Source organism: Burkholderia sp. BCC1999 (genome assembly GCF_905339975.1).
In the GTDB taxonomy this organism is placed as follows: Bacteria; Pseudomonadota; Gammaproteobacteria; order Burkholderiales; family Burkholderiaceae; genus Burkholderia.
Genome location: NZ_CAJPHP010000007.1, coordinates 236,152 through 251,192, shown reverse-complemented (window position 1 = coordinate 251,192; position 15,041 = coordinate 236,152). Strand labels below are relative to the sequence as shown.

Here is a 15,041-nt window from a genome sequence, read left to right as displayed (position 1 = left end):
GCGAATCCTTTACTGTCCCGCATGCCATGCCGTTCAATTTCCCGATTTTCCTGACGTGGGTACGGATCGTGCTGATTCCGCTCGTCGTCGGCGTGTTCTATCTGCCGGACACGGTGATGGGCGGCGCGCACCGCAATCTCGCGGCGGCGGCGATCTTCATCCTCGCGGCGCTGACCGACTGGTTCGACGGCTATCTCGCACGCAAGTGGAACCAGACGTCGTCGTTCGGCGCATTTCTCGATCCGGTGGCGGACAAGCTGATGGTGACGGCCGCGCTGCTGATCCTCGTGCAGATTTCGCGGGTGGACGCGGCGATCGCGCTCGTGATCGTCGGCCGCGAGATCGCGATTTCGGCATTGCGCGAGTGGATGGCGCAGATCGGTGCGTCGAAGAGCGTCGCGGTGAACCAGCTCGGCAAGTTCAAGACCGCGTGCCAGATGGTCGCGATCCCGATGCTGCTGTTCTATGGGCCGCTGCCGCTCGGTGTCGTGACGATCGACACGCGCGTGTGGGGTGAGTGGCTGATGTATCTCGCGGCGGTGCTGACGATCTGGTCGATGCTGTACTACATGAAGCTCGCATGGCCGCAGATTCGCGAGCGCGGCGGTGCGTGAGACGTGCGTCTCGCGCTCGGTCGAGACGGTTTTTGGAAAAAGGGCTGGAAAAGCCCTTGACACACGAATGTGCCTTCGACATAATCTCGCTTCTCCGCTGCACGACGAAGTAAGTGTGTGACGGGGAAGCAGTAGCGCAGCAATACGCGGGAGTAGCTCAGTTGGTAGAGCGCAACCTTGCCAAGGTTGAGGTCGCGAGTTCGAGACTCGTCTCCCGCTCCAGATTTTATCTGGCAGCGTGTTGGTTGGCGAAGCGCTGCAGATGCAGGACACATGCGGGAGTAGCTCAGTTGGTAGAGCGCAACCTTGCCAAGGTTGAGGTCGCGAGTTCGAGACTCGTCTCCCGCTCCAGATTTTTCTGGCAGCGTGTTGGTCGGCAAAGCGCTGCAGGTGCAGGACAATGCGGGAGTAGCTCAGTTGGTAGAGCGCAACCTTGCCAAGGTTGAGGTCGCGAGTTCGAGACTCGTCTCCCGCTCCAAGTAATGGGGAAGCCAAGCTTCCCTTTTTATTTGATGGACTTCCGGTCCTCGAATAAAAAATCTGTCGCTTGCCTCACGGCATCCGGACAGTCCGCTTTTGGCGCGATAGCAAAGCGGTTATGCAGCGGCCTGCAAAGCCGTTTAGGCCGGTTCGACTCCGGCTCGCGCCTCCAGGTAGAACGAGAAAAAGCCCCGCTTCGGCGGGGCTTTTCTTTTTTCTGCCTCGCTTCGCGGCCGTCGAGCAGGGTGCATGCGACGGCCTCCAGTCGATCAGCCATCCACCGGCTGCGCCGGCGTTTCGAGCTTCAATTGATAGAACGCCGCGTCGAGCCAGCGGCCGAACTTGAATCCCGCCTCCGTGATCGTGCCCGAGTGCACGAATCCCAGTTTCGTATGCAGTGCGATGCTCCCGGCATTGGTTGCATCGATGCAGCCGACCAGCACGTGCACCTGTGCGTCGCGCGCACGCCGGACGACTTCGCGCAGCAGCAGCTCGCCTAGCCCGCGGCCGCGCTGGTCGCTGCGCACATAGACGCTATGTTCGACCGTGTACTTGTACGCGGGAAATGCACGGAACGTGCCCCAGCTCGCGAAGCCGAGTAGTGCGCCCGATTCGTCGACGGCGCCGACGACTGGAAAACCGCCCGCGCGCTTCGTCGCGAACCACGTGACCATTGCTTCCGGCGGGCGCGGCCGGTAGTCGTACAGTGCGGTCGAGTTCGCGATCGCGTCGTTCAGGATCTCGAGGATGGCCGCTGCGTGCTCGGCCTCGCTGCAATCGATCAGGCGCACGTCGTCGTGCTGTTTCGGGGAATTCATACGGGCTCCTGGTGGTGTTGAACGGGGCGTGCGTGCATTACGCGCTCCGCACGCCGGCAGCGGCGGACGCATCGCAGATCACGACGACATAGCGCGCGGGATGCGGTGACGGATTGCTGAAGATCAGCGGCTGGTCGAGCCGCATGGCCAGACAGTCGCCTTCGTGAAGTTCGTGGAGCGCATCGCCGAACGTGACGTCGACGCGGCCGCTGATGACCCACACCTGCTGATGCAGCGCGCTTTCGCGCCCGCCGCTGTCGTACGCGACGCGCGCGCCGGGCGGGAAATCGACTTCGACGAGCTGGATCGGCGACGGCCAGCCGGCCGGGGACAGGTTGCGCCGCACATAACCGGACGCCGGATCCCGCCATTCGGCCTGTTGCGCGCGTCGGGCCAGCGGCTGCGCGGGCGTATCGTCCCGGTCGCCACCGAACAGTCCGGCCAGCGACACGCCGAGGCCGGCCGCGAGCTTGTCGAGTACGACGGCTGTCGGGCTGGCCGATGCGCGTTCGATGAGCGAGATCATCGAACGGCTGACGCCGGAACGCGCGGCCAGCGCATCGAGCGTGTAGCCTCGAACGGTGCGCAGGTCGCGCACGCGCCGCGCGATGCGTTCGTTGATGCCGGTGTCGTCGGCCTGGGTGATCGTTGATTCTTTCATGATGGATTTATTTTCCAGCAAACTGGAATTCGATGTCAACGGCATCGGTTGTGGCGGGCCGATGGTTCGACGGATGCCGAGCAGCTTGCCCGGCCGTCGTGCGCAGCGTAATATACGAAACAGCTACGTTTCGTTTAATTGGGGATATATGGGCATCATCAAGATTTCCGAGCACATGCATGAACGGCTGCGCTCGACGAGCACGGCGCTGAGCCGTTCGATCAACGCGCAGGCCGAACACTGGCTGCGCGTCGGGATGCTGGCGGAACTCAACCCGGCACTGTCCTACGGCGACATCTGCAAGATGTTGATCGAGGCCGAGGCACGGGGCGGCGACGTAGTGCCGGCGGAACCGGTCGCGTCGCACATCGAGCAGGTGGCGTAATGGCGAAGCGAGAAATTCCGATCCGCGGCGCCGCGGAGATCGCCAAGTCGCGCGAAGCAGCCAAGCTTGCGTCGCAGGTGCTGACGATGATCACCGAGCACGTGAAGCCGGGCGTGACCACCGACGAACTGGACGCGCGCTGCCGCGAATACATCGTCGACGAACTCGGCGCGATTCCCGCGAACATCGGCTACCACGGCTATCCGAAGACGCTGTGCACGTCGGTCAACCACGTGGTCTGTCACGGCATTCCGACGTCGCGGCCGATGCGCGACGGCGACATCGTGAACCTCGACATCGCGGTGATCAAGGATGGCTGGTTCGGCGATACGAGCCGCATGTATTTCGTCGGTGAGCCGAACGAACTCGCGCGGCGCCTCGTCGCGGCGACCTACGAGGCGATGCACGCGGGCATCCGCGCGGTGCGTCCGGGCGCGACGCTGGGCGACGTCGGCTATGCGATCCAGCAGGTCGCGCATCGCGAAGGATTCAGCGTGGTGCGCGAGTATTGCGGGCACGGCATCGGCGATGTTTATCACGACGAGCCGCAGGTGCTGCACTACGGCCGCCCCGGTACCGGCGTGCCGCTGCGGCCGGGGATGATCTTCACGATCGAGCCGATGCTCAACGCGGGCAAGCGCGACACGCGCGTGCTGGCCGATGGCTGGACGGTCGTCACGAAGGACCATTCGCTGTCCGCGCAATGGGAGCACATGGTCGTGGTGACGGAAACGGGCTTCGAGGTGCTGACCGAGGACGCGAAGCCGCAGGCGTTCGCGGCGCTTTCCGGCACGCACGCGGCCTGACGGCAGAGGTGCGCCGCGCAGGGTGGCGCGGTGCGGTGCTGCAATGAAACGGGCCCCTTCAAGTGAAGGGGCCCGTTTCGTTTGTGGCGACCGGTGCTGAGAGGCTTAGCCGCGCGCCTTCTGCCACGCGTGTTCGACGAACACGCGGCACAGCGCTTCCATGCCTTTGCGATCGTCGTCGTCGAAGCGCGCGGCGACCGGGCTGTCGACGTCCCACACGCCGATCAGCGTGCCGTCGCCGGCCACCAGCGGCACGACGATTTCCGATTCCGAGGCCGCGTCGCACGCGATGTGGCCGGGGAATTCATGCACGTCGCGCACGACCTGCGTCTCGCGCGTCTGCGCGGCCGTGCCGCACACGCCCTTGCCGAGCGCGATGCGCACGCAGGCGGGCTTGCCCTGGAACGGCCCGACAACGAGTTCGGTGCCGTCGAAGAAGTAGAAGCCTGCCCAGTTGAGACGATCGAGCGAGTGATAGACGAGCGCGGAGAAATTCGCGGCGTTTGCCGTCAGGTCGCGTTCGGACTCGACGAGGGCACGTGCCTGCTCGACGAGCGTTGCGTATTGATCGGCCTTGGAGGCGTTGGGGTCGTTGGACAGCGTGAACATGGCGGGAAAGCGATCAGGGTTGTCAAAATGCGCGTGGCGCGTACCGCAGTCTACGGTACGCGCGTGCGGTCTGCAGCGCTCAGTCGGGTTCGAGTTCGGCAAAGCGCTCCGCCAGGAAGTCGAGCAGCGCGCGCACCGCGGGCAGCAGCCCTCGGCGCGACGCGAACACCGCGTGCACGATCTCGCGTCGTGGCGCCCAGTCCGGCAGCACCGTGGCCAGTTCGCCGCGCGCGACTTCGTCGCGCACCATCATCGTCGGCAACTGCACGACGCCGACACCCGCGACGGCCGCCGCGCGCAGCGCGAGCATGCCGCCCGTCACGAAGCGCGGCTGGTGATGGATTTCCGCGTGTGCGCCGTCGGGCCCGCGCAGCCGCCACACGTGCGTGGATTGCGGCACGCCGTGATCGAGGCTCGGCAGGCGTGTGAGATCGGCGGGAACGGCCGGTGCACCGTGCTCGCGCAGCAGCGCGGGGCTCGCGACGAGGCACTGGCCGCGCTCGGCCAGCACGCGCAGCGCGAGATCGCTGTCTTCGAGCGGCGGCGGGCGCACGCGGATCGCGACGTCGATCCCTTCGCCGACCACGTCGACACGCCGGTTGGTCGCTTCCAGATGAATCTCGACACGCGGGCACGCGGCCATGAACGCGGCAATCATCGTACCGGCCAGTGAATCGAGCAGCACGATCGGGCAACTGACGCGCACGATGCCGCGCGGCTCCTCGTGCAGCAGCGCGATCGCCTCGTCGGCCGCGTCGGCCTCGACGAGCATCGCACGGCAATGCGCGTAGTACGTCTGGCCGACGTCGGTGACCATGAAACGGCGCGTCGAACGCTGGATCAGCCGCATGCCGAGCCGTGCCTCGAGCAGCGCGATGCGACGGCTCAGCTTCGATTTCGGCATGTCCAGCGCACGCCCGGCCGGCGCGAAGCCGCCGTGTTCGACGACCTGCACGAAGTAGTAGAGATCGTTCAGATCCCGTGCTTTATCGTTCATGAAATAGAACGCTGAGTGCGATTTCGGCAGTCTACCGGATCGATCGTTCCACCACTATATTGCTACTTATGGATGCGAAACACGTGTTTCGCCGCAATTTGGAGAAGGCAATGAAGAAGATCCAGGGTGTGTACAGTGCGCCGCGCGGCCATTGGGTCGGTGACGGTTTCCCGGTGCGTTCGATGTTCAGCTACCAGTCTCACGGCACGCACCTGAGCCCGTTCCTGCTGCTCGACTACGCTGGCCCGACCTCGTTCGAGCCGGGTTCGGTCTCGGCACCGCGCGGTGTCGGCCAGCATCCGCACCGCGGGTTCGAGACGGTGACAATCGTCTATGACGGCGAGGTCGCACATCGCGACTCGACCGGCGCGGGCGGCGTGATCGGCCCGGGTGACGTGCAGTGGATGACGGCCGCGAGCGGGATCCTGCATGAGGAATTCCACTCGGAAGGGTTCACGAAGCACGGCGGCCCGTTCGAAATGGTGCAGCTGTGGGTGAACCTACCCGCCGCCGACAAGATGGGCGCGCCCGGCTACCAGACGCTGCTGAACGCGGACATTCCCGTGGTCGAGCTGCCGGACGGTGCAGGGCGTGCGCGGATCATCGCCGGTGAACTCGACGGGCGCCGCGGCCCGGCCCGCACGCACACGCCGATTGACGTGTGGGACGTGCGGCTCGTGGCAGGCGGCCATGCGCGGTTCCCGGTTGCCGAAGGGCGCACGCTCGCGGTGGTCGTGCTGAGCGGTACCGTGCAGGTGAACGGCGAGACGGTCGCGCGTGAAGCGCAGTTCGTGCAACTCGGTCGTGACGGCAGCGATGTCGAGATCGAAGCGAACGGCGACGCGAAGCTGCTGATCCTGAGCGGCGAGCCGATCGACGAGCCGGTCGTCGGCTACGGTCCGTTCGTGATGAACTCGCAAGCGGAGATCCGTACCGCGATCGAGGACTTCAACGGCGGCCGCTTCGGCCAGATGCCGGTATGACGGTCATGGCAGTCATGACGGCATGACGGCATGACGAACAGGCCCCGCGTGATGCGGGGCCTTTTTTTCGCGCGCGAGCAGGCGGTCGCGCGCGGTGTGCGCTTCGAGGCATAATCGACGGTTGCCGCGCGCCGGCCGGCGCGCCCGAATCAGGACCGCACATGAACGCATCCGCCGTATCCCCGAGCGCCGCCGATCTCGACTGGCGCTGGAAATCCTTCGACGCGCTGACGGCGCGCGAAGTCTATTCGATCCTCGAGGCGCGCAGCGCCGTGTTCGTCGTCGAGCAGAACTGCGTGTATCGCGATATCGACGACGCGGACCAGACCGCGTGGCACCTGGCCGCGTTCGATCCGGCCGGCCGCTTGGCCGGCTATCTGCGTGTGCTGCTGCCCGATGCGCAGAACACCGACGTGCGGATCGGCCGCGTGCTGACGACCGCCGCGTTCCGTGGCGCGGGCCTCGGCAACGGGCTGCTGTCGCGCGCGCTCGAGCATATCCGCGCGCAGTGGCCGGATACGCCGGTGAGCCTGCATGCGCAGGCTCACTTGCAGCGTTTCTACGGCGCATTCGGCTTTACGCCGAGTTCGGACGTGCATGACGAGGACGGCATTCCGCACGTGTGGATGAGCAGCGCGCGCGCGTGATGCGCGCCGCGCTGCGCCGCGGTCAGTGCGCGGCGTGCGGCACCGGCGGCTTGTCCGTGTGCTGCACCGCGCGTTCGCCGATCAGGCGACCGCGCGCGGACAACCGGAGCCAGTGCCGCAGCGCGATCAGCGCGCCGATCACGCTCATCATCGAGCCCGGAATCCACAGCAGCAGCCCGCCGATCTGCTGATCACGCAGCGGGCTCAGCCACGTGAATGCGCGGCCGCAGATCGAGTAGATCGGATACAGCTCGTGCGGCGTGAAGAAGATCAGCGCGCCGAGCGCGATCTGCGGCGGGATCGCCGCGACGACGATCAGGATCCGGTGGCCCGGCGACAGCCGCGCAGGCGGCGCCGGCCGCGGATCGACGACGAGCCACCAGAACAGCAGCCCGTCGATCACCATGCTCCAGTTCATCACGCGATAGAGACGCCAGTCGAGCATCGCGATGAAGTGGATCGGCGACAGCAGCCAGAAATAGATCAGCCCGACGAACAGCACGACCGCGACGACCGGATGGAACACCACGTCGAGCGTCGCGCGCACGGGCGCCCACGCGAGCGCGGGGCGCACGAAGCGCTGCCGCCAGCTGAACGGGATGCCCGCGCGGATCGCCGCGCCCGGATAGGACAGCGCGATGAAGAACGGCCCGAGGTGGTGCAGCACGAGGTGCTGCGCGCGGTGCATGAAGAACTCGTGCTCGAAGAAATAGTCGAGCCGCGTATGCAGCGCGATATAGAGCGCCGTCAGCCCGAACCAGAACGAGAACTGCCGCAGCGGCGTCACCTTCGCTTTCTTCACGCCACGCGCGAACAGGATGGCAGCCGTCAGCACCGCGATGACGACCGTCGGCGACGGTTCCCACGGGTCGAGCCAGTACAGGAGATTCATCGCGCGCGGATCACTTCGTCTGGGCCGGCGACTTCACGGCAAACGGCGCATCGACCGTTTCGCCGTCGGAGAATTTCAGGCGCAGGTGCACGGTGTCGCCCGGCTTGATCGCGTGCTTCGGCTCCTCGAGCATGAAGTGATAGCCGCCTGGCGCGATGTCGACCTTGCCGCGTGCGGGGATCGTCAGCTTGTCGACCATTTCCATCTTCTGCGTCGAGCCGTTCGACACGGTCTGGTGCAGCATCGCCATCCCGTAGTCGGGGCTGTCGACGTCGACGAGATCGACCGGTTTGTCGCCGGTGTTCACGAGCGTCACGTAGCCGCCCGCGGGCAGCTTGTTCGGCAGCCAGCGCACCCACGCGCCCTGGGCGGTGATCGCGCCGGCGGCATACGCTTGGGCGCCGGCGCACAGCGCGGCGAGGAGGGCGAACGTCTTGAGGGTCGTCTTCGTGTTCATGTCGGAATTCAGGTCGTGGAGGCGGTGTCGATGATCCGGCGCACATCGGCGGCGATGGCGTCGGGCGAATCGCGATCGGTCGCGAGCAGGCGTGCGCGGCCGGTTGCGTCGAAGATGTAGACGGCCGAGCTGTGCGTGACTTCGTAGCCGCCGGACGGATCGCGTTTTTCCATCTGGTACGCGACGCGGTAGCGTTTCGCGAGCGATTCGATCTGGCCGTCGGTGCCGGTCAGGCCGCGCGCGTGCGCGGCGTCGAACGCGGCGACGTACGACTGCATCAACTGCGGCGTGTCGCGCGCGGGATCGACCGACACGAACAGGATGCGCACGTCATTGGCCTGCGGGCCGAGCTTGCCGAGCACTTCCATCAGCCGTGCCATCGTTTCGGGGCAGACATCGGGGCAGTGCGTATAACCGAAGTAGACGAGCGCGACACGGCCGTGGAACGCATCGGCGTCGACGGGACGACCGTCGCCGCCCGTCAGCGTGAACGACAGGTCGGGCAGGTGGCCGGTAACGTTGGTCAGGTTCCAGCGCGGCTCGTCGTGCGTGCACGCGGTGAGCGCCACGGCGGCGGCGAGGGCCGCGGCCGTGCGGATGAAGCGGGAGATGCGCCGGTGCGGCGCGGGACGGGCAGACGACATCCTGGGGCTCGAACGGTCGGAAAAGTACCCGGCCGGCGCGATGCCATGCGTCGCGCGGCAGGCGGTTGCGACTGTAGCGCAATTCGCGCGCCCGCGTCCTTTCGAAACCCGTACGGGGCGGGCGAGCGGGGCAATATGTCGCAGTTGACGCAATCGGCGGCGCGAGGCTGGCGATGAACCGGTTTCGCCCATCTCGGTGCGCAGGCGCGGTAAGATGCGCACAATTCCATTCGCGCAGCGGCGGCCTGCGTTTGCCGGCCGACCCTCAGACTATCGAATCGATGCAATCCGTTCCGGCTTCCCTGTCCCTGACCGATACCGCGTTCTTCTTCGACTTCGACGGCACGCTCGTCGAACTCGCGCCGACTCCCGACAGCATTCATGTTCCGCCGTCGCTGCTGACGCTGCTCGACGAGCTGCGCCGCCGCTCGCACGGTGCTGTCGCGATCGTGTCGGGGCGCGGTATCGACAACCTCGACACGTTCCTGAAGATGCCGGGCCTGCCGATCGCCGGCTTGCACGGTGCGGAGCGCCGCGATGCGAACGGCGACACGCAGCGCATCGGCTTCAACGACGAACGCCTGCTGCGGATCGAACGCGAGCTGGCGGGTGTCGTCGACCGTTATCCGGGCATGCTGCTCGAAATCAAGGGCGCGGCCGTCGCGCTGCACTTTCGCAATGCGCCCGAGCGCGAGGCGGTCGCGCGCGAAGCGGCCGAGCGTCTCGTGGCCGACTATGCCGACGCGTATGTGCTGCAGCCCGGCAAGATGGTGTTCGAGATCAAGCCGAAGGGCGTCGACAAGGGGCGCGCACTGGCCGCGTTCCTCGACGAACCGCCGTTCGCCGGCCGCGTGCCGCTGTTCGCGGGCGACGACCTGACCGACGAGAAGGGCTTTTCGGTGGTCAACGCGCGCGGCGGCCTGTCGATCAAGGTCGGCGCGGGCGAGACGTCGGCCCGCATGCGGCTCGATTCGGTCGACGCGCTGCATGAGCAGATCGCGTGCTGGCTTGGCGCGGGGCAGCCGCACGCATGAGCCGGCTCATCATCGTTTCAAACCGCGTCGCACCGATTTCGGAAGGTGAACCGGCGGCGGGCGGCCTGGCGATCGGCGTTTACGACGCGCTGAAGGAGACGGGCGGCATGTGGTTCGGCTGGAGCGGCGAGGTCGTCGCGTCCGGCGCGCCGCAGCCGCAGATCCGCATCGAGGAGCGCGGGCCCGTGACGTTCGCGACCGTCGGGCTGTCGCGTCGCGATTACGACCAGTACTACCGCGGTTTCTCGAACGCGACGCTGTGGCCCGCGTTCCATTACCGCGCGGACCTGATCCAGTACGACCGCCACGAATTCGACGGCTACCGTCGCGTCAACGTGTGGCTCGCGCAGCAGCTCGTGCCGCTGCTGCAGGACGACGACGTGATCTGGGTGCACGACTATCACCTGATCCCGTTCGCGCGTGCGCTGCGTGATGCCGGTGTGAAGAACCGGATCGGCTTCTTCCTGCATATCCCGTTTCCGGCCGCGCAGGTGCTCGTCAACGTACCGCCGCATCGCGAGCTCGTCGAGTCGCTGTGCGCGTTCGATCTGCTCGGCTTCCAGACCGAACCCGACTTGCGCGCATTCTGCGACTACGTCGAGTTCGAGGCGGGCGGCGAAGTCGAGCGCAACGGGCACAACACGGTGCGCGTGCGCGCGTTCGGCCAGACGCTGCACGCAGCCGCCTATCCGATCGGCGTGTATCCGGACGAGATTGCGTCGCTCGCGCAGGCGGGCGAGCACGGCAAGGCCGTGCGCACGCTCGCGACGTCGCTGCGCGGGCGGCAGCTGATCATGAGCGTCGACCGGCTCGACTATTCGAAGGGGCTCGTCGAGCGCTTCCGTGCCTTTGAGAAGCTGCTCGAGCACCAGGCGTCGATCCGCAACCGCGTGTCGTTCCTGCAGATCGCACCGTCGACGCGCGCGGACCTGCGCGCGTACCAGGACATCCGGCTGCAGCTCGAAGCGGAGTCGGGGCGCATCAACGGGCGCTACGCGGAGCTCGACTGGGCGCCAATTCTCTACATTCACCGCCAGTACGACCGCCAGGTGCTGGCCGCGCTGTACCGGCTCGCGCGCGTGGGCTTCGTGACGCCGCTGCGCGACGGGATGAACCTCGTCGCGAAGGAGTATGTGTCCGCGCAGAATCCGGACGATCCGGGCGTGCTCGTGCTGTCGCGTTTCGCGGGCGCCGCGCGCGAGCTGACGGGCGCGCTGATCGTCAATCCGATCGACATCGACGGGATGGCCGATGCGCTGTCGCAGGCGCTGACGATGCCGCTCGCCGAGCGGCGCGCGCGCTACACGGACATGATCGCGCAGCTGCGCGAGAACAACGTGTCGGTATGGCGTGACAACTTCCTGCGCGATCTGCAGCACGCCTGACCGGCTGCTGCCGATGCGATAAAAAAAGCCGCGGTGCGTGATGCACGGCGGCTTTTTTGTCGGCTGCGCGCGGGCGCGTCAGGCCACGCGCTCGCCGGTCGGCGTGTTGCCGTCCGCGTGATGGCGGCCGTGCTGTTTCGCGAGGAGATCGCGGTACAGGCCGGGACGGTTGCGCAGCACCTCGGGCGTGCCGTCGTCGATCACCTTGCCGCTGCTCATCACGATGATCCGGTCGAAGTTGCGCAGCGTCGACAGGCGGTGTGCGATCGCGATCACCGTGCGGCCGACCATCAGGCGGTCGAGCGCGCTCTGGATTGCTTCCTCGGACGCGCTGTCGAGTGCCGACGTCGCTTCGTCGAGCAGCAGGATCGGCGCATCCTTCAGGATCGCGCGTGCAATCGCGATGCGCTGGCGCTGACCGCCCGAGAGCTTGACGCCGCGATCGCCGACGATCGTGTCATAGCCTTCCGGCATCGCCTCGATGAACTCCGCGCAGCGCGCGTCGCGCGCGGCGGCGAGCACTTCGTCGCGGGTCGCTTCGGGGCGGCCGTACGCGATGTTGTCGTAGATCGTCCGGTGCAACAGCGAGATGTCCTGCGGCACGAGCGCGATCGCATGGCGCAGGCTGTCCTGCGTGATCGTCTTCACGTCCTGGCCGTCGACCTTCACGACGCCGTCCTGCGTATCGTAGAAGCGCTGGAGCAGCGCGAGCACGGTCGATTTGCCCGCGCCCGACTTGCCGATCAGGCCGACGCGCTGGCCCGGTTCGATATGGAGGTCGAAGTGGTCGAGGATCGCGCGGCGGTGCGGATACGCGAACGTCACGCGCTCGAAGTCGACGCGGCCGCCCGTGGCCGACAGCGGCTGCGCGTCGGAGCGGTCCGGCATCCCGTGCGGCTCGAGCAGCGTCTTCACGGCTTCGGACAACCGTGCGACGTGCTGCGTGACGTCGACGAGCGCGACCGCGAGGTCGCGCGTGCCGTGCAGGATCGTGAAGCCGAGCGAGCTGACGAGCACGATGTCGCCCGACGTCGCGCGGCCCTGATCCCACAGCCACAGCGCCCAGCCGAGCAGGCCGGCCGACAGCATCGCGGTGATCACCGCGTGCAGCAGGCGCAGCTTTTCAAGATAGAGCAGGCTTTGCTGGCGCGCGTCCATCTCGGCCTTGACCGTCGCGCCGAAGCGCTTCTGTTCGCGCAGTGTCATCCCGAACGCGCGCACGAGGCCCATGTTGCCGATCACGTCGACGAGCTCGCCGTCGACCGCCGCAGCCTTCGCCGCGAACGCATGGTGACGGGCCGAGCCACGCCCGGCGAGCTTGAACAGGATGACGGACAGCACGGCCGAACAGCCGAGCAGGCCGGCGGCCATCAGCGGATTGACGACGATGATCATCAGGATCGCGCCCATCACCGCGATGCACGGCGGCAGCACGTTCCACGCCATCGTGTTCTCGGACGTGTAGACCGCGTTCGACGTGGCCGTGATGCGGCTCGCGAGCGTGCCCGGCTGTTTCTCCGAGTAATACGTCGGCGAATGGCCGATCAGGTACTGGAACAGGTCGCGCCGCAGGTCGCCGGTCACCGCGACGAACGTGTGCGCGGCGACCCAGCCGCCGACGCGCCACAGCAGGTTGTCGGCCGCGATCAGCCCGACGAGCAGCGCGAACGCGCTCCACAGCGGGCCCGGGTGATGGCGCCCGGTCGCGAGTACGTCGATCAGGTGCTTGATCGCGTATTGCGAGCCGAGCGCGCAGCCGACGGCGGCCAGCACGCTGCAGAACACGATGAGGTGCGCGACGGGGTGGAGACGGATGTAGCGGAACAGGAACGCGATCGGCCGGTGCGCGTAGCTCGACAGCTCCGCGTTGTGGGCGTTGCGCTGGGCGGGGGTGAGAGATTCCAAAATATGCGTGCGGTGATTCGGTGATTGAGCGTTGCGGCTGGATCGCATGCCGGCGTTCGCCCGGACTGAATAATCCGGCATTGTAAACAAGGCCGTGCGTCGCGCTGCGCGAATCTTGCCTTGGCCAGGGCTCGCGATCGATTTTGAGATAAAATCCGGCATCCCGTCTGCCTCATGTGCCGGAATCACGCTGCCGGCAGCCACGGGTGACTCGGATCGCCAAAAGGGCCTTCCACTCTAGAACGGACACCCAAGTCCGCGGGTTGCAAAGTGTTGCGCCTTTGTAACAAAGTAAAGTGTTTGAAATGTTGTGCGCCGTATCGGGATTAACCCTAGATAATCGGCTCCGGGTTCGATTCCAGGTTTTTTACGAACCCCTGTCAACGGGTCTTCGTTTCAAACGTTCTATGCCTGTCGCGTCGCCGACGCTCCTTGAGCAGCGCGGGTTCGACGCCCCCGGCAGGCTGATTTGTCCGATCTTCGGACGAAATGCATCCAGCCCGGACCGCCGGCAGGTTGCCGACCCATACCTGGTTTTTAGCCGATTTTTTAGGAGTTACGCATGCGAATCGCCCAAATCGCTCCGTTGCACGAAGCGGTGCCCCCGAAACTGTACGGTGGTACCGAGCGAGTGGTGTCCTACCTCACCGAAGCACTTGTAGAGATGGGGCATGACGTCACGCTCTTCGCGAGCGGCGATTCGCAAACTTCCGCGAAGCTCGAAGCGTGCTGGCCGCAGGCGCTGCGCCTCGACCCGACGATCCGCGACGTGATGGCGCCGCACATGCTGCTCCTCGAGCAGGTGCGCCGCCGCGCGGAAGAGTTCGACGTCCTGCACTGCCACATCGACTACTACCCGTTCTCGCTGTTCTCGCGCCAGCCGGTCCCGCATCTGACGACGATGCACGGCCGTCTCGACCTGCCGGAACTGCAGCCGATCTTCAATGCATTCAGCGACGTGCCGGTCGTGTCGATCTCCGACAACCAGCGCATCCCGCTGCCGCAGGCGAACTGGCTGTCGACCGTGTACCACGGCCTGCCGGAAAACCTGCTGACGCCGATCCCGAACGTGAAGCCGAGCTACCTGGCGTTCCTCGGCCGCATCTCGCCGGAGAAGCGCGTCGACACGGCGATCCGCATCGCCGAACAGGCCGGCCTGCCGATCAAGATCGCCGCGAAGCTCGACAAGGCTGATCGCGCGTACTACGAAGAGAAGATCAAGCCGCTGTTCGCGCTGCCGCACGTCGAGTACATCGGCGAAATCAGCGAGTCGGAAAAGGCCGAATTCCTCGGCAACGCGCATGCGCTGCTGTTCCCGATCGACTGGCCGGAGCCCTTCGGCCTGGTGATGATCGAGGCGATGGCATGCGGCACGCCGGTGATCGCGTTCAAGCGCGGCTCGGTGCCGGAAGTGATCGACAACGGCGTGTCGGGCTTCGTCGTCGAAGACGAACTGTCGGCCGTCGCGGCGCTCAAGCGCCTCGATACGCTGCCGCGCGAGAAGGTTCGCGCCGCGTTCGAAGCACGTTTCTCGTCGAAGGTGATGGCGCAGAACTACGTGAAGGGCTACGAGGAACTGCTGCGCCAGAAGCGCCGCACGGTGCTCCGCGAAGTCAACGCAAGCTGATCGCGGGCCGCTGCCGCGCTGCGGCGTGCGGCCTTCATCGACGCCCCGTCCGGGTTTTCCGGCGGGGCGTTGTCACATCCGCGGCGCGGATGTGTTG

Annotated in this window: 16 protein-coding genes and 4 tRNA genes; 12 read left to right on the top strand and 8 right to left on the bottom strand. The window is 66.2% G+C overall.

The features are described from left to right. The first annotated feature begins 26 nt into the window (after positions 1-26). The 5 genes from pgsA (at position 27) to U5809_RS12460 (ending at position 1,266) form a co-directional block, all read left to right on the top strand. Complete coding sequence (gene pgsA / locus U5809_RS12480; RefSeq protein ID WP_034186518.1) at positions 27-614, top strand: CDP-diacylglycerol--glycerol-3-phosphate 3-phosphatidyltransferase; 588 nt, start codon at positions 27-29, stop codon at positions 612-614. A gap of 146 nt (positions 615-760) precedes the next feature. After that, positions 761-836 (top strand) — tRNA-Gly (locus U5809_RS12475). A 53-nt stretch (positions 837-889) separates the two neighbouring features. Beyond that, a tRNA-Gly gene (locus U5809_RS12470) sits at positions 890-965 on the top strand. A 51-nt stretch (positions 966-1,016) separates the two neighbouring features. Further along, positions 1,017-1,092, top strand: a tRNA-Gly gene (locus U5809_RS12465). Between the two features lie 100 nt (positions 1,093-1,192). Then, positions 1,193-1,266: transfer RNA gene (locus tag U5809_RS12460), tRNA-Cys, on the top strand. 97 nt (positions 1,267-1,363) lie between these two features. Here U5809_RS12460 and U5809_RS12455 read toward each other — a convergent pair. Continuing rightward, positions 1,364-1,912 (bottom strand): GNAT family N-acetyltransferase, encoded by a 549-nt coding sequence (locus tag U5809_RS12455; RefSeq protein WP_282507072.1) that lies wholly within the window; start codon positions 1,910-1,912, stop codon positions 1,364-1,366. Between the two features lie 37 nt (positions 1,913-1,949). Then, positions 1,950-2,573 carry a helix-turn-helix domain-containing protein gene (locus U5809_RS12450; protein ID WP_176046853.1) on the bottom strand — a complete coding sequence of 208 codons (624 nt, stop codon included), beginning with the start codon at positions 2,571-2,573 and terminating at the stop codon, positions 1,950-1,952. Between the two features lie 148 nt (positions 2,574-2,721). On the opposite strand from U5809_RS12450, the gene U5809_RS12445 reads away from it, so the two are divergent. Both U5809_RS12445 and map read left to right on the top strand, forming a co-directional pair. After that, a complete protein-coding gene (locus U5809_RS12445) occupies positions 2,722-2,958 on the top strand; it encodes a ParD-like family protein (protein WP_322086785.1) in 237 nt (78 codons plus the stop codon). Beyond that, entirely contained in the window at positions 2,958-3,764 is an 807-nt protein-coding gene (map, locus tag U5809_RS12440; RefSeq protein WP_124670453.1) for a type I methionyl aminopeptidase, read from the top strand. The genes U5809_RS12445 and map overlap by 1 nt, the downstream gene beginning before the upstream one ends. Before the next feature lie 105 nt (positions 3,765-3,869). Here the strand turns inward: map and U5809_RS12435 are convergent, their stop codons facing one another. Both U5809_RS12435 and U5809_RS12430 read right to left on the bottom strand, forming a co-directional pair. Further along, positions 3,870-4,373 (bottom strand): GAF domain-containing protein, encoded by a 504-nt coding sequence (locus tag U5809_RS12435; RefSeq protein ID WP_322086729.1) that lies wholly within the window; start codon positions 4,371-4,373, stop codon positions 3,870-3,872. 79 nt (positions 4,374-4,452) lie between these two features. Further along, the gene (locus tag U5809_RS12430; protein ID WP_322086728.1) at positions 4,453-5,370 is read right to left on the bottom strand and encodes a LysR family transcriptional regulator; all 918 of its coding nucleotides are present in this window, start codon (positions 5,368-5,370) and stop codon (positions 4,453-4,455) included. Between the two features lie 110 nt (positions 5,371-5,480). Between U5809_RS12430 and U5809_RS12425 the strand changes: the two genes are divergently transcribed. Further along, a complete protein-coding gene (locus tag U5809_RS12425) occupies positions 5,481-6,353 on the top strand; it encodes a pirin family protein (protein ID WP_322086727.1) in 873 nt (290 codons plus the stop codon). A gap of 161 nt (positions 6,354-6,514) precedes the next feature. Beyond that, complete coding sequence (locus tag U5809_RS12420) at positions 6,515-7,000, top strand: GNAT family N-acetyltransferase (protein ID WP_322086726.1); 486 nt, start codon at positions 6,515-6,517, stop codon at positions 6,998-7,000. Between the two features lie 22 nt (positions 7,001-7,022). Here U5809_RS12420 and U5809_RS12415 read toward each other — a convergent pair whose 3' ends face one another. Genes U5809_RS12415 through U5809_RS12405 form a run of 3 tightly spaced genes read right to left on the bottom strand, consistent with a single transcriptional unit; the run spans position 7,023 to position 8,993 of the window. Further along, the gene (locus U5809_RS12415) at positions 7,023-7,892 is read right to left on the bottom strand and encodes a cytochrome c oxidase assembly protein (protein WP_322086725.1); all 870 of its coding nucleotides are present in this window, start codon (positions 7,890-7,892) and stop codon (positions 7,023-7,025) included. A gap of 10 nt (positions 7,893-7,902) precedes the next feature. Then, positions 7,903-8,349 carry a copper chaperone PCu(A)C gene (locus tag U5809_RS12410; protein WP_322086724.1) on the bottom strand — a complete coding sequence of 149 codons (447 nt, stop codon included), beginning with the start codon at positions 8,347-8,349 and terminating at the stop codon, positions 7,903-7,905. Between the two features lie 8 nt (positions 8,350-8,357). Beyond that, positions 8,358-8,993, bottom strand: a complete 636-nt coding sequence (locus U5809_RS12405) for an SCO family protein (protein ID WP_322086723.1) — start codon at positions 8,991-8,993, stop codon at positions 8,358-8,360. Between the two features lie 281 nt (positions 8,994-9,274). Between U5809_RS12405 and otsB the strand changes: the two genes are divergently transcribed. Then, positions 9,275-10,027 carry a trehalose-phosphatase gene (gene otsB, locus U5809_RS12400; protein WP_176046862.1) on the top strand — a complete coding sequence of 251 codons (753 nt, stop codon included), beginning with the start codon at positions 9,275-9,277 and terminating at the stop codon, positions 10,025-10,027. After that, positions 10,024-11,412: an alpha,alpha-trehalose-phosphate synthase (UDP-forming) gene (otsA, locus tag U5809_RS12395; protein WP_322086722.1), complete on the top strand. Its 1,389-nt coding sequence runs from the start codon at positions 10,024-10,026 to the stop codon at positions 11,410-11,412. The genes otsB and otsA overlap by 4 nt, the downstream gene beginning before the upstream one ends. A gap of 78 nt (positions 11,413-11,490) precedes the next feature. On the opposite strand, the gene U5809_RS12390 is transcribed toward otsA, so the two are convergent. Beyond that, complete coding sequence (locus U5809_RS12390; RefSeq protein WP_322086721.1) at positions 11,491-13,317, bottom strand: ABC transporter ATP-binding protein; 1,827 nt, start codon at positions 13,315-13,317, stop codon at positions 11,491-11,493. A gap of 562 nt (positions 13,318-13,879) precedes the next feature. Between U5809_RS12390 and U5809_RS12385 the strand changes: the two genes are divergently transcribed. Next, positions 13,880-14,944 (top strand): glycosyltransferase family 4 protein, encoded by a 1,065-nt coding sequence (locus U5809_RS12385; RefSeq protein WP_027783961.1) that lies wholly within the window; start codon positions 13,880-13,882, stop codon positions 14,942-14,944. Positions 14,945-15,041 lie beyond the last annotated feature (97 nt).

Bases quoted from the DNA above. Each gene is read 5' to 3' on its own strand.
- pgsA (WP_034186518.1), top strand. From the start codon at position 27: ATGCCGTTCAATTTCCCGATTTTCCTGACGTGGGTACGGATCGTGCTG.
- U5809_RS12455 (WP_282507072.1), bottom strand. From the start codon at position 1,912: ATGAATTCCCCGAAACAGCACGACGACGTGCGCCTGATCGATTGCAGC.
- U5809_RS12450 (WP_176046853.1), bottom strand. From the start codon at position 2,573: ATGAAAGAATCAACGATCACCCAGGCCGACGACACCGGCATCAACGAA.
- U5809_RS12445 (WP_322086785.1), top strand. From the start codon at position 2,722: ATGGGCATCATCAAGATTTCCGAGCACATGCATGAACGGCTGCGCTCG.
- map (WP_124670453.1), top strand. From the start codon at position 2,958: ATGGCGAAGCGAGAAATTCCGATCCGCGGCGCCGCGGAGATCGCCAAG.
- U5809_RS12435 (WP_322086729.1), bottom strand. From the start codon at position 4,373: ATGTTCACGCTGTCCAACGACCCCAACGCCTCCAAGGCCGATCAATAC.
- U5809_RS12430 (WP_322086728.1), bottom strand. From the start codon at position 5,370: ATGAACGATAAAGCACGGGATCTGAACGATCTCTACTACTTCGTGCAG.
- U5809_RS12425 (WP_322086727.1), top strand. From the start codon at position 5,481: ATGAAGAAGATCCAGGGTGTGTACAGTGCGCCGCGCGGCCATTGGGTC.
- U5809_RS12420 (WP_322086726.1), top strand. From the start codon at position 6,515: ATGAACGCATCCGCCGTATCCCCGAGCGCCGCCGATCTCGACTGGCGC.
- U5809_RS12415 (WP_322086725.1), bottom strand. From the start codon at position 7,892: ATGAATCTCCTGTACTGGCTCGACCCGTGGGAACCGTCGCCGACGGTC.
- U5809_RS12410 (WP_322086724.1), bottom strand. From the start codon at position 8,349: ATGAACACGAAGACGACCCTCAAGACGTTCGCCCTCCTCGCCGCGCTG.
- U5809_RS12405 (WP_322086723.1), bottom strand. From the start codon at position 8,993: ATGTCGTCTGCCCGTCCCGCGCCGCACCGGCGCATCTCCCGCTTCATC.
- otsB (WP_176046862.1), top strand. From the start codon at position 9,275: ATGCAATCCGTTCCGGCTTCCCTGTCCCTGACCGATACCGCGTTCTTC.
- otsA (WP_322086722.1), top strand. From the start codon at position 10,024: ATGAGCCGGCTCATCATCGTTTCAAACCGCGTCGCACCGATTTCGGAA.
- U5809_RS12385 (WP_027783961.1), top strand. From the start codon at position 13,880: ATGCGAATCGCCCAAATCGCTCCGTTGCACGAAGCGGTGCCCCCGAAA.